Origin of the sequence: Kitasatospora sp. NPDC002227, assembly GCF_040296285.1 — a bacterium.
Classification (GTDB): Bacteria; Actinomycetota; Actinomycetes; order Streptomycetales; family Streptomycetaceae; genus Kitasatospora.
This window is the reverse complement of the sequence record NZ_JBEOWY010000027.1, coordinates 88,779-100,745: the sequence shown is the minus strand read 5'-3', so window position 1 is coordinate 100,745 and position 11,967 is coordinate 88,779. Positions and strand designations below refer to the sequence as shown.

Below are 11,967 nucleotides of genomic sequence, written 5' to 3'. Positions count from 1 at the left end.
TGGAAGGTGCCCGAGACCTCACCGAGGCGGATGTTGACCGGGTCCGCCTCCTGGTTCCAGTACTCGGCCACCGACTTCTGGTAGCGGGTGGCAAGTACGCCGTCACGGGTGTCGATCACGGGGTCTCCTCATATCTCCTGATCGGGACGACCCATTAGTACCGACGCCACCCGGGCGGTAACTTCCTTTCCCCGAAGAGGAACACACCTGCGAAACGAACCCGCCATACCCACCGACGCACGCCGTGGCGCAGAACCGGAGCACAACGGCTTCCGGCCACCTTGATCGTCGCCCGTAGGAGTGACGATCAAGGTGGCCGGAAACCCACCACCATGGAACCGTGCGTTCGATTTACTTGCGAGCCGAGGTCACCCGGTAGACGTCGTACACGCCTTCGACCCCGCGCACCGCCTTGAGCACGTGACCCAGGTGCTTCGGGTCACCCATCTCGAAGGTGAAGCGGCTCATCGCCACCCGGTCGCGCGAGGTCTGCACGGCCGCCGAGAGGATGTTGACGTGCTGGTCCGACAGGACGCGCGTGACGTCCGAGAGCAGCCGCGAGCGGTCCAGCGCCTCGACCTGGATGGCCACCAGGAAGACCGAGGACTGGGTGGCCGCCCACTCGACCTCGATCATCCGCTCCGGCTGCTGCGTCAGGGACTCGACGTTCACGCAGTCCGAGCGGTGCACCGAGACGCCGTTGCCCCGGGTGATGAAGCCGACGATCGGGTCACCCGGCACCGGGGTGCAGCAGCGGGAGAGCTTGACCCAGACGTCCTCGACGCCCTTGACGATGATGCCCGGGTCACCCTTGGCCCGGCGGCGGGCCGCCCGGCCGTCGTGCGTCGGGGTCGCCGTCTCGGCCAGGTCGTCGGTGGCACCCTCCTCGCCGCCGAGCGCCTGCACCAGCTTCTGCACGATGTTCGCGGCCGCGACATGGCCCTCGCCGATGGCGGCGTAGAGCGAGGAGATGTCGGGGTAGCGCATCTCGTGCGCGAGCGTGACCAGCGAGTCGCCGGTGAGGATCCGCTGGATCGGCAGGCCCTGCTTGCGCATCGCCCGGGCGATGGCCTCCTTGCCCTGCTCGATCGCCTCCTCGCGGCGCTCCTTGGAGAACCAGGCCTTGATCTTGTTCCGGGCTCTGGGCGACTTGACGAAGCCCAGCCAGTCCCGCGAGGGCCCGGCGTTCTCCGCCTTGGAGGTGAAGACCTCCACGGTGTCGCCGTTCTCCAGCGTCGACTCCAGCGGCACCAGGCGCCCGTTGACCCGGGCTCCTATGCAGCGGTAGCCGACCTCCGTGTGCACCGCGAAGGCGAAGTCCACCGGCGTCGCCCCGGCGGGCAGCGCTATGACGTCGCCCTTCGGCGTGAAGACGAAGGTCTCGTTGTTGGAGAGGTCGAACCGCAGCGACTCGAGGAACTCGCTCGGGTCCTCGGTCTCCTTCTGCCAGTCGAGCAGCTGCCGCAGCCAGGCCATCTCGTTGACGGCCCCGGCCTTGTCGTCCTTGCGCACCTGGGTGGGCGTGTCGGTGCGCACCTTGGAGGCGCCGGCCACCGCCCGCTGCTTGTACTTCCAGTGCGCGGCGATGCCGTACTCGGCGCGGCGGTGCATGTCGAAGGTGCGGATCTGCAGCTCGACCGGCTTGCCGCCGGGCCCGATGACCGTCGTGTGCAGCGACTGGTACATGTTGAACTTGGGCATCGCGATGTAGTCCTTGAACCGCCCCGGCACCGGGTTCCACCGCGCGTGGATGGTGCCCAGCGCCGCGTAGCAGTCGCGGACGGTGTCGACCAGGACGCGGATGCCCACCAGGTCGTAGATCTCGGCGAAGTCGCGCCCTCGCACGATCATCTTCTGGTAGACCGAGTAGTAGTGCTTCGGCCGGCCCGTCACCTGGGCGGTGATCCGGGCCCCGCGCAGGTCGCCCTGGACCTGGTCGATCACGGTGGCCAGGTACTCGTCGCGCTTGGGCGCGCGCTCGGCCACCAGACGCACGATCTCGTCGTACATCTTGGGGTAGAGGATCGCGAAGGCGAGGTCCTCGAGCTCCCACTTGATGGTGTTCATGCCCAGCCGGTGCGCCAGCGGGGCGTAGATCTCCAGCGTCTCGCGGGCCTTCTTCTCCTGCTTCTCCCGCTTGAGGTAGCGCATGGTGCGCATGTTGTGCAGGCGGTCGGCCAGCTTGATCACCAGGACGCGCGGGTCCTTGGCCATCGCGACGACCATCTTGCGGACGGTCTCGGCCTGCGCGGCCTCGCCGAACTTGACCCGGTCCAGCTTGGTGACACCGTCCACCAGCAGGGCCACCGAGTCGCCGAAGTCCTGCCGGAGCGTCTCCAGGCCGTAGTCGGTGTCCTCGACGGTGTCGTGCAGCAGCCCGGCCATCAGGGTCGGGGCGTCCATGCCCAGCTCGGCCAGGATGGTGGCCACGGCGAGCGGGTGGGTGATGTACGGGTCCCCGCTCTTGCGCTTCTGCCCCCGGTGCCACTTCTCCGCCACCGCGTAGGCGCGCTCGATGTCGCGCAGCAGGGCCGGGTCGGCCTTCGGATCCTGGGCCTTGATGGTCCGGAAGAGCGGCTCCAGGACCGGGTTCAGCAAGGAGCTCCGCTGCCCGCCGAGCCGCGCCAGACGCGCCCGCATCCCCCCGGAGGAGGACGGACGCACAGCAGCCGTGGGCACAACCTCGTCGGGCAAGGACACTCCTCGGTGCAGGGAGGGACGAACCTCCATCCTACCGAGTAGCCGTGAGCAGCTGCTCAGCGGCACCATGCAACACCTAGGGGCGCGAGGAACTGCGCGAGTGCGGAAGGCTCAGGCCTGTCATCTTCCGATTTCGCGCAGTTCCTCGCGCCCCTGAAAAACAGGTAGTGCAACTGGCTCAGATGCTGATCAAGGTCTCCAGCGGTGCGTCCCCCAGGTGGGGGAGCAGGCGCTCACGCCCCGGGAGGAAAGCCAGCTCCATCAGGACGACCACACCGGCCAGCTCGGCGCCGGCCCGCTTCACCAGGTCCAGCGAGGCGGCCAGCGTGCCACCGGTAGCCAGGACGTCGTCGACGAGCAGCACCCGCTCACCCGGCGCGAAGGCGTCGCACTGCACCTCCACCGTCGCCGACCCGTACTCCAGGTCGTACGACTGCGCGTGCACCGCGCCCGGCAGCTTGCCGGCCTTGCGGATCGGCACGAAACCGAGCCCGGCGGCGAAGGCCGCCGGGGCCGCCAGCACGAAGCCCCGTGCCTCCAACCCGACCACCTTGGTGGCTCCGAGGGCCTGGGCCCGCTCGGCGAGCGCCTTGGTGAGGGCCGCGAAGGCCTCGGCGTCGGCGAGCAGCGGGGCGATGTCCTTGAAGAGCACGCCCGGCTTCGGGTAGTCCGGTACGTCCCTGATCTTGCTGTTGAGCAGCTCGGCCAGGGCGACGGGGTCGGGGGAGATCACGGGGCTTCCTTACATACTGGCGACGGTCAGTGCTTGGCCGTGGCCTCCGCCGGAGCAGCGGCCGCAGCGGCCTTGGCGTCGGCGGCCCGGCGGGCCAGCACCTTCTTGGTCAGCGCCCGCATCTCCGGGGTGGCCTCCTTGAGCTGCGCGTAGAACGGGGTCGCGACGCAGATCGAGGAGTACGCACCGGCCGCGAGGCCGATGAAGAGGGCGAGCGAGATGTCGTTGAGCGTACCCGCACCGAGCAGGCCGCCACCGATGAAGAGCAGTGCCGCGACCGGCAGCAGCGCGACGACGGTGGTGTTGATCGAGCGCACCAGGGTCTGGTTGAGGCCCAGGTTCGCGGCCTCGCTGAAGGTGTGCTTGTTCTGCTTGGTGATGTCCTTGGTGTTCTCCCGCACGGTGTCGAAGACGACGACGGTGTCGTAGAGGGAGTAACCGAGGATGGTGAGGAAGCCGATCACCGTACCCGGCGTGACCTCGAAGCCGACCAGGGCGTAGACGCCGATGGTGATCAGGAGGTCATGGACGAGCGAGACCAGGGCGGCCACCGCCATCCGCCACTCGAAGGCGATCGCCAGGTAGATCGTCACCAGGATCATGAAGATGACCAGGCCGGTGATGGCCTTCTGGGAGATCTCGTGGCCCCAGCTGGGGCCGATCACCTGGGCGGTGATCTGGTCGCTGACCTTGTCGGCCGGGATCTTCAGCTCGGTGGCCAGGGTGGTGATCGCCTGGGAGGCCGAGGCCTGCTTGTCCGTGCCGATCTGGATCCTGACCGCGCCCTTGTCGGTGGTCTGGACCCGGGCGCTGGAGTCATGGGTGACCTTGTTCGCCGCCTCCTGCGCCTGGCTCAGGGTGACGCCGGGCTTGGTGACGGTGTAGATCGCACCGCCCTTGAACTCGACACCCAGGTGCAGGCCCATGGCCAGGCCGATGCCGGCCAGCACCACGATGACGCCGGAGAGGCTGTACCAGAGCTTGCGCCGGCCGACGAAGTCGAAGCTGACCTCGCCCTGGTAGAGACGGTGGCCGAGATTGCCGAAACGAGACATGGCGTCAGGCCTCCTTGCTGGCGGAAGCGGTGGCGGCGGGGCGGCGGCGACGGGTGCTGCGCAGCGGCGGCTTGGCACCGAGGCGCTTCGGGTCGAGGCCGGACCACGGGTGGCCGTCGGAGAAGAACTTCCGGCGGGCCAGCAGGGTGATCAGCGGCTTGGTGAAGAGGAAGATCACCACGATGTCGAGCAGGGTGGTCAGGCCGAGGGTGAAGGCGAAGCCCTGCACCTTGCTGACCGAGACCAGGTAGAGCACCGCGGCACACAGGAAGGACACGAAGTCCGAGACCAGGATGGTGCGGCGGGCGCGCGGCCAGGCGCGCTGCACGGCCGGGCGCAGCGGGGCGCCCTCGCGGACCTCGTCGCGGATGCGCTCGAAGTACACGATGAAGGAGTCCGCGGTGATACCGATCGCGACGATCGCACCACAGACGGCGGGCAGGTTCAGCGCGAAACCGATCGCGGCGCCGAGCAGGCACATGATCGCGTAGGTCAGGGCCGCCGAGACGAGCAGACCGGCGATCGAGACCAGGCCGAGGCCGCGGTAGTAGACCAGCGAGTAGACGACCACCAGCGCGAGGCCGATGGCACCCGCCAGCAGACCGGCGTCCAGCTGGTCACCGCCGAGCTGCGGGGAGACGGTGGTGATGTCGCTCTGCACGAAGGTGAGCGGCAGGGCGCCGTAGCTCAGCACGTTGGCGAGGCCCTTGGCCTCGTCCTGGGTGAAGCTGCCGGAGATCATCGCGGAGCCGCCGGTGATGGACTGGCTCACGTACGGGTGGGAGACCACCTTGCCGTCCAGCACGATGGCGAACTGGTTGGCCGGGGCGGCCTGGGTGGCCAGCTTGCCGGTGGTGGTGGCGAAGGCCTTGGAGCCGGCGTCGTTGAAGGACAGGTCGACCTGCCAGCCGCCGGCCCGCTGGGTGTCGAACCCGGCCTGCGCCTTGGAGATGTCCTGGCCGTTCACGGCGACGGGACCGAGGGCGAACTTGTACCAGACGTTCTGCTCGGCGTCGTAGCTGCAGGCCACGGCGTTCTTCTCGGGCGTGGTCTGGTGGTCCGTGCGCTGCGCGGGGACGGAGCAGTCCAGCGCGGTGAAGTCCTTCACCAGCTCCGGCGGGACGGTGCCCTGGGTGAGCGCGGCGGAGATGTCGGCCGGGGTGGTCGGCGTGCTCGGCGTGGCCGCCGGGGCGCTCGGGGTGGCGGCCGGGGCGGTGGAGGCGCCCGCCGACGGGGTGCTGGTCGGGTCGGCCTTCAGCGCGTCGCTGAGGGCGCGGCCCTGCTTGGTGGCGCTGGCACTCGGGCTCGGCGCACCGGCGGAGGCACCCGCGCTGGCGGAGGCGCTCGCGGAGGGCTTGGCGCTCGGCGAACCGGAGGCGGCGGCGCTCGGGGAGGCCGACGGGGCCGGAGCCTTCACACCGGTCGGCGCGAGGGCCAGGACCGGGCGGAAGAAGAGCTTGGCAGTGGCGCCTACCTGGTCGATCGCCTGCTGCTTGTCACCACCGTTCGGGATGTTCACGATGATGGTGTTGCTGCCCTGGGTCTGCACCTCGGCCTCGGAGACGCCCATGCCGTTGACGCGCTTCTGGATGATCGCGACAGCGGTGTCCATGTTCGTCTTGGTGACCGCCGCCGGGTCGTCCGACTTGGCGGTCAGCGTGATGCTGGTGCCACCGGCGAGGTCGATACCGAGACGCGGCGTGGTGTGGCCCGTCCCGAACATGAGGGCGACCAGGCCGACGGTCACCGCGAGGATCAGGGCCAGCGCCCGTCCCGGGTAGCCGTCGCGCGGGCGCGACTTGGGTGTTGCCACCTTGCTCGTTTCTCCCTGTCCATGCCACCGTCCGCCCGCCGGGACCCACCCGGCTCGTGACTGGATGGGGGAGGCGGGCGCGGCGGCCCTGAGGTCCTGTGAGGCTTGCGGCCGGAATGCCGCGCGGCCGGGCGTGTCGCCCGACCGTACTACTTACCGGCGGGGGCCTCGTCGCCGGTACCGCCGTTGTCCGACTCGTCCTTCTTCTGCAGGCTCAGCGGCTTCTCCTCGGCGGGCTCGTCGGCGCTCTCCAGCACCGACTCGTCCTCCTCGGGGCGGCCGTTGATGATCGCGTCGTACTCCTGCGGGTCCAGGACGGCCGCGATGGCGCCCTTGGTGTAGTGCACGACCACACCGGGGGCGACCTCGAGCTCGACGGTCTCCGGGTTGACACCCTTCACCAGGGCATACATCCCACCGATGGTGCGCACGCCGGCGCCGGGCTCGAGCGAGGTCTGCATCGACTGCTGCTGCTGCTGGCGCTTCTTCTGCGACCGGAACATCAGGAGGAGCGCGAGGATCGGGAGGAGAAGAATGATGAGGTTCACAGCAGCCAGAGTCCTTTACGGGCCGCCCGGTGGGCGGCCTGTTGGTCGTCGGCCCGTCGGGTGAGAGGGGCGGTCCGGCGGAGTCTAGGCGACCCGCACTGAACGGACAACGCCAAGCATGTCATCCTGCCGCCGAAAGTGGCGACCCTCCGCCTGCACGGATTCTTCGGATGCTGATCACAGACCGGGCAGTGCGTTGCCCTGCGCGGGCGGGGTCATCCCCAGGTGGGCCCAGGCGGCGGGGGTGGCGACGCGGCCACGGGGGGTGCGGGCGAGCAGACCCTCCCGGACCAGGAACGGCTCGGCGACCTCCTCGACCGTCTCGGCCTCCTCCCCCACCGCCACCGCCAGGGTGGACAGCCCGACCGGGCCGCCGCCGAACAGCTTGAGCAGGGCGGTGAGCACCGCGCGGTCCAGCCGGTCGAGGCCCCGGCCGTCCACCTCGTAGACCTCCAGCGCCCTGGCCGCCACCTCGCGGTCGACCACGCCGTCGTGCCGCACCTGGGCGTAGTCGCGCACCCGGCGCAGCAGCCGGTTCGCGATCCGGGGCGTGCCGCGCGAGCGCCCGGCGATCTCGGCAGCGCCGCTGGGGTCGATCTCCACGTCCAGCAGGCCGGCCGAGCGGCGCACCACCTGCTCCAGCTCGACGGGGGCGTAGAACTCCATGTGCCCGGTGAAGCCGAAACGGTCCCGCAGCGGCGGCGGCAGCAGACCGGCCCGGGTGGTCGCCCCGACCAGGGTGAACGGCGGCAGCTCCAGCGGGATCGCGGTGGCGCCCGGGCCCTTGCCGACGATCACGTCGACCCGGAAGTCCTCCATCGCCAGGTAGAGCATCTCCTCGGCGGGCCGGGACATCCGGTGGATCTCGTCCAGGAAGAGCACCTCGCCCTCGGTGAGCGAGGAGAGGATCGCCGCCAGGTCGCCCGCGTGCTGGATCGCCGGCCCCGAGGTGATCCGGATCGGGGCGCCCAGCTCGGCCGCGATGATCATCGAAAGGGTGGTCTTGCCGAGCCCGGGCGGGCCGCTCAGCAGCACGTGGTCCGGCGCGCTGCCGCGCTGCCGGGCAGCCTGCAGCACCAGCGAGAGCTGCTCGCGGACCCGCTCCTGGCCGATGAACTCGTCGAGCAGCTTCGGGCGCAGCGCCGCCTCGACCGCCTGGTCCTCACCGTCGGCGGAGGACGTGACGATGCGATCGACGTGGTCGTCGGCGTCGTACGGGCTCATCAGCGGGTGCTCCTACAGGTGGTCAGCGGGTGGTGCGGGCGAGGCTGCGCAGGGCGAGCTTGAGCAGGGCACCGACGTCGGTGATCGCCTGCGCCTCGGCCTCGGGGGCGAGCGTGCGGACGGCCTCCTCGGCCTCGCGCGGAGCGTAGCCGAGGCCGGTGAGCGCGGCGTGCAGCTGCTCGTCCCAGGGGGCCGGGCCGCTGGCGACCGGCTGCTGGGCGGGGACGGATCCGTGCGGGGCGCCGAGCTTGTCCTTGTACTCGAGCAGCAGCTTCTGGGCCAGCTTGGGGCCGATCCGCGGTACGGCGGTGAGCGCCTTGGCGTCGCCCTGGGCGACGGCCCGGCGCAGCTCGTCGGGGGTGAAGACGGCCAGCATGCCGAGCGCCATGGTCGCCGCGACTCCGCTGGCGGTGAGCAGCACGTCGAAGGTGGCGCGCTCGTCCTCGTCGGCGAAGCCGTAGAGGGTGAGCGAGTCCTCCTTGACGATCAGCGCGGTGGTGAGGCGGGCGGGCTGACCGACCCTCAGGGCGGCCAGGGTGCGCGGCGTGCACTTGACCAGCATGCCGACCCCGCCGACCTCGATCACTGCGGCGCCCGCGGTGACGGCGGCCACCGGGCCCTGGACGAAAGCGATCACCGGCGGTACTCCTGACGGACGGCGGGGCGGGCGGACTGCTGTTGGGCCAGCGCGGCGGCGATCTTCCCGGCCGCCGAGCCGCGCCAGATGTGACAGATCGCCAGCGCCAGCGCGTCGGCGGCGTCGGCGGGCTTGGGCGGGGCGTCGAGCCGCAGCAGCCGGGTCACCATGGTGGTGACCTGCGCCTTGTCGGCCCGGCCGGAGCCGGTGACGGCGGCCTTGACCTCGCTGGGGGTGTGCAGCGTGACGGGGATGCCGCGGCGGGTGGCGCAGAGCATCGCCACCGCGCTGGCCTGGGCGGTGCCCATCACGGTGCGGACGTTGTGCTGGGCGAAGACGCGCTCGACGGCGACCAGGTCGGGGCGGTGCTCGTCGAGCCAGCGCTCGATCCCCTGCTCGACCAGCAGCAGCCGCGGCCCGATCTCCGCCTCGGCCGGCGTGCGGACCACCCCGACCCCGACCATCTTCAACGGCCGCCCGGGCGCACCGTCCACCACCCCGACCCCACACCTCGTCAGCCCGGGGTCGACTCCCAGCACCCGCACAGCCTCCGCCTTTCCTTGGACCTGCCGAAGGCTACTCGGGAGGACTGACAACTTACAGAAACCACAACAGGGGCGCGAGGAACTGCGCGCGCAACCGTGCACCTTCGTGGGTGCTTGATCGCGCAGTTCCCCGCGCCCCTGCAGAGCGCAACTGGAGGCGCTGCCTTTATTCGGCGTCGAGCTCTGCCGCGACCTCGTCCGGGATGTCGAAGTTGGCGAAGACGTTCTGCACGTCGTCGCTGTCCTCGAGGGCGTCGATCAGCTTGAAGATCTTGCGGGCGCCGTCGGCGTCCAGCGGGATCTGCAGGTCGGCGACGAAGTTGGCCTCGGCCGAGTCGTAGTCGATGCCGGCATCGACCAGCGCGGTGCGGCAGGCCACCAGGTCGGTCGCCTCGCTCATGACCTCGAAGGAGTCACCGAGGTCGGTGACGTCGAGCGCACCGGCCTCGAGGACGACCTCGGTCACCTTGTCCTCGTCGACACCGTCCACCTTGGGGACGACGATGACGCCCTTGCGGTTGAACAGGTACGAGACCGAACCCGGGTCGGCCATGTTGCCGCCGTTGCGGGTCATCGCGACGCGGACGTCGGAGGCCGCGCGGTTGCGGTTGTCGGTGAGGCACTCGATGAGCACCGCGACACCGTTCGGGCCGTAGCCCTCGTACATGATCGTCTGGTAGTCGGCGCCACCGGCCTCGGTGCCGGCGCCGCGGCTGACCGCGCTGTCGATGTTCTTGTTCGGGACCGAGCTCTTCTTGGCCTTCTGGATGGCGTCGAAAAGCGTCGGGTTGCCCGCCGGGTCGGCGCCGCCGGTACGCGCCGCCACCTCGATGTTCTTGATCATCTTGGCGAAGAGCTTGCCGCGCTTGGCGTCGATCACGGCCTTCTTGTGCTTGGTGGTAGCCCACTTAGAGTGGCCGGACATCACCAGCTCCTTTACGTCGCCAAAGGGAAATGAACAGGAGAGATCTTACCGGTGTCACCATGCGCACCGGTCACCGCACCAGCGGTCAGCGCGCGGCGTTCTCGACCATCTGCACGAAGTAGGCGTGCACACGGTGGTCACCCGTCAGCTCCGGGTGGAAGGAGGTCGCCAGCAGGTTGCCCTGGCGGACCGCGACGATCCGGCTCTCCGGGCCGTCGGCGGCGGGCAGTTCGGCCAGCACCTCGACGCCCGCGCCCACGGCCTCGACCCAGGGCGCCCGGATGAAGACGCCGTGCACGGCGTCGCCGGCCAGGCCCTTGAAGGCGATCGCGGACTCGAACGACTCGTTCTGGCGGCCGAAGGCGTTGCGGCGGACCGTCATGTCGATGCCGCCGACGGTCTCCTGGTCGGCCCGGCCGTCCAGGATCTTGTCCGCCAGCATGATCATGCCCGCGCAGGAGCCGTAGACCGGCATCCCGGCCGCGACCCGCTCGCGCATCGGCTGCATCAGCCCGAAGGTCAGTGCCAGCTTCGACATCGTGGTGGACTCCCCGCCGGGGATCACCAGGGCGTCGACCTCGGCCAGCTCCTCGGGCCGGCGGACCGGACGGGCCAGCGCGTCGGCCTCGGCCAGCGCGATCATGTGCTCGCGGACGTCGCCCTGCAGGGCCATCACGCCGATCACGGGGGTACTCACGGGATCTACCTCTTCAGTCGTGGTTCGCACGAGGGCCCGCCGCGGCCGGAAGGGCGCGGCGGGCCGACGGGACGTTCTCGGAGCGATTACCAGCCGCGGTTGGCGTAGCGCTCGGTCTCCGGCAGGGTGTCGCAGTTGATGCCGACCATGGCCTCGCCCAGGCCGCGGGAGACCTCGGCGATGACCTTCGGGTCGTCGAAGAAGGTGGTGGCCTTGACGACGGCCGCGGCGCGCTTGGCCGGGTCACCGGACTTGAAGATGCCGGAGCCGACGAAGACACCCTCGGCGCCGAGCTGCATCATCAGGGCGGCGTCGGCCGGGGTGGCCACACCACCGGCGGAGAACAGCACGACCGGGAGCTTGCCCAGCTGCGCGACCTCCTTGACCAGCTCGTACGGGGCCTGCAGGTTCTTGGCCGCGACGTAGAGCTCGTTCTCGTCCAGGGTGGTCAGACGACGGATGTCGGCGTTGATCTGACGCATGTGGCGAACGGCCTCCACCACGTTGCCGGTGCCGGCCTCGCCCTTGGAGCGGATCATGGCCGCGCCCTCGGCGATGCGGCGCAGGGCCTCGCCCAGGTTGGTGGCGCCGCAGACGAAGGGGGTGGTGAACGCCCACTTGTCGGAGTGGTTGACCTCGTCGGCCGGGGTCAGCACCTCGGACTCGTCGATGTAGTCGACACCGAGCGCCTGGAGGACCTGGGCCTCGACGAAGTGGCCGATGCGGGACTTGGCCATCACCGGGATGGAGACGGCGTTGATGATGCCGTCGATCATGTCCGGGTCGGACATCCGGGCCACGCCGCCGTCCTTGCGGATGTCGGCCGGAACGCGCTCGAGCGCCATGACGGCGACCGCACCGGCGTCCTCGGCGATCTTCGCCTGCTCGGCGTTGACCACGTCCATGATCACACCGCCCTTGAGCTGCTCGGCCATGCCGCGCTTGACCCGGGCGGTGCCGATCTGCGGCTGGTCTGCGGTGATGGGGGTGGTGGACACGTGAGACCTCACTCGAAGATGAACCAGTGCTATCGCCCTATCGTAGGCCCGAAAGCACCCCGACCCATGCGCCACCCAGTCCAGACCGGCCT

General features: G+C 69.9%; 11 protein-coding genes. All 11 read right to left on the bottom strand.

Translation table 11 applies throughout. From position 1 onward, the window contains the following. Positions 1-351: 351 nt before the first annotated feature. The 11 genes from ABT095_RS23440 to pdxS all read right to left on the bottom strand — a co-directional run bounded on the left by ABT095_RS23440 (position 352) and on the right by pdxS (position 11,875). Positions 352-2,640, bottom strand: a complete 2,289-nt coding sequence (locus tag ABT095_RS23440; RefSeq protein WP_350531427.1) for a RelA/SpoT family protein — start codon at positions 2,638-2,640, stop codon at positions 352-354. 238 nt (positions 2,641-2,878) lie between these two features. After that, the gene (locus ABT095_RS23435) at positions 2,879-3,430 is read right to left on the bottom strand and encodes an adenine phosphoribosyltransferase (RefSeq protein WP_502884972.1); all 552 of its coding nucleotides are present in this window, start codon (positions 3,428-3,430) and stop codon (positions 2,879-2,881) included. 29 nt (positions 3,431-3,459) lie between these two features. After that, positions 3,460-4,488: a protein translocase subunit SecF gene (gene secF, locus ABT095_RS23430; protein WP_350531415.1), complete on the bottom strand. Its 1,029-nt coding sequence runs from the start codon at positions 4,486-4,488 to the stop codon at positions 3,460-3,462. A 4-nt stretch (positions 4,489-4,492) separates the two neighbouring features. Continuing rightward, a complete protein-coding gene (gene secD, locus ABT095_RS23425; RefSeq protein ID WP_502884970.1) occupies positions 4,493-6,301 on the bottom strand; it encodes a protein translocase subunit SecD in 1,809 nt (602 codons plus the stop codon). A gap of 149 nt (positions 6,302-6,450) precedes the next feature. Next, positions 6,451-6,849, bottom strand: coding sequence for a preprotein translocase subunit YajC (yajC, locus tag ABT095_RS23420; protein ID WP_350531414.1), 399 nt, complete (start codon positions 6,847-6,849; stop codon positions 6,451-6,453). A 177-nt stretch (positions 6,850-7,026) separates the two neighbouring features. Further along, a complete protein-coding gene (ruvB, locus tag ABT095_RS23415) occupies positions 7,027-8,073 on the bottom strand; it encodes a Holliday junction branch migration DNA helicase RuvB (protein WP_350531413.1) in 1,047 nt (348 codons plus the stop codon). A gap of 22 nt (positions 8,074-8,095) precedes the next feature. Beyond that, entirely contained in the window at positions 8,096-8,710 is a 615-nt protein-coding gene (gene ruvA, locus ABT095_RS23410; RefSeq protein WP_350531412.1) for a Holliday junction branch migration protein RuvA, read from the bottom strand. Then, positions 8,707-9,255: a crossover junction endodeoxyribonuclease RuvC gene (ruvC, locus tag ABT095_RS23405; RefSeq protein WP_350531411.1), complete on the bottom strand. Its 549-nt coding sequence runs from the start codon at positions 9,253-9,255 to the stop codon at positions 8,707-8,709. Before ruvC ends, ruvA begins: the two co-directional genes overlap by 4 nt. Positions 9,256-9,421: 166 nt before the next feature. Beyond that, entirely contained in the window at positions 9,422-10,180 is a 759-nt protein-coding gene (locus ABT095_RS23400) for a YebC/PmpR family DNA-binding transcriptional regulator (protein WP_350531410.1), read from the bottom strand. 85 nt (positions 10,181-10,265) lie between these two features. Continuing rightward, positions 10,266-10,877: a pyridoxal 5'-phosphate synthase glutaminase subunit PdxT gene (pdxT, locus tag ABT095_RS23395; RefSeq protein WP_350531409.1), complete on the bottom strand. Its 612-nt coding sequence runs from the start codon at positions 10,875-10,877 to the stop codon at positions 10,266-10,268. An 86-nt stretch (positions 10,878-10,963) separates the two neighbouring features. Beyond that, positions 10,964-11,875 (bottom strand): pyridoxal 5'-phosphate synthase lyase subunit PdxS, encoded by a 912-nt coding sequence (pdxS, locus tag ABT095_RS23390; protein WP_350531408.1) that lies wholly within the window; start codon positions 11,873-11,875, stop codon positions 10,964-10,966. Positions 11,876-11,967 lie beyond the last annotated feature (92 nt).

Coding starts and splice junctions, on each gene's coding strand:
- ABT095_RS23440 (WP_350531427.1), bottom strand. CDS start 2,640: ATGCGGGCGCGTCTGGCGCGGCTCGGCGGGCAGCGGAGCTCCTTGCTG.
- secF (WP_350531415.1), bottom strand. CDS start 4,488: ATGTCTCGTTTCGGCAATCTCGGCCACCGTCTCTACCAGGGCGAGGTC.
- ruvB (WP_350531413.1), bottom strand. CDS start 8,073: ATGAGCCCGTACGACGCCGACGACCACGTCGATCGCATCGTCACGTCC.
- ABT095_RS23400 (WP_350531410.1), bottom strand. CDS start 10,180: ATGTCCGGCCACTCTAAGTGGGCTACCACCAAGCACAAGAAGGCCGTG.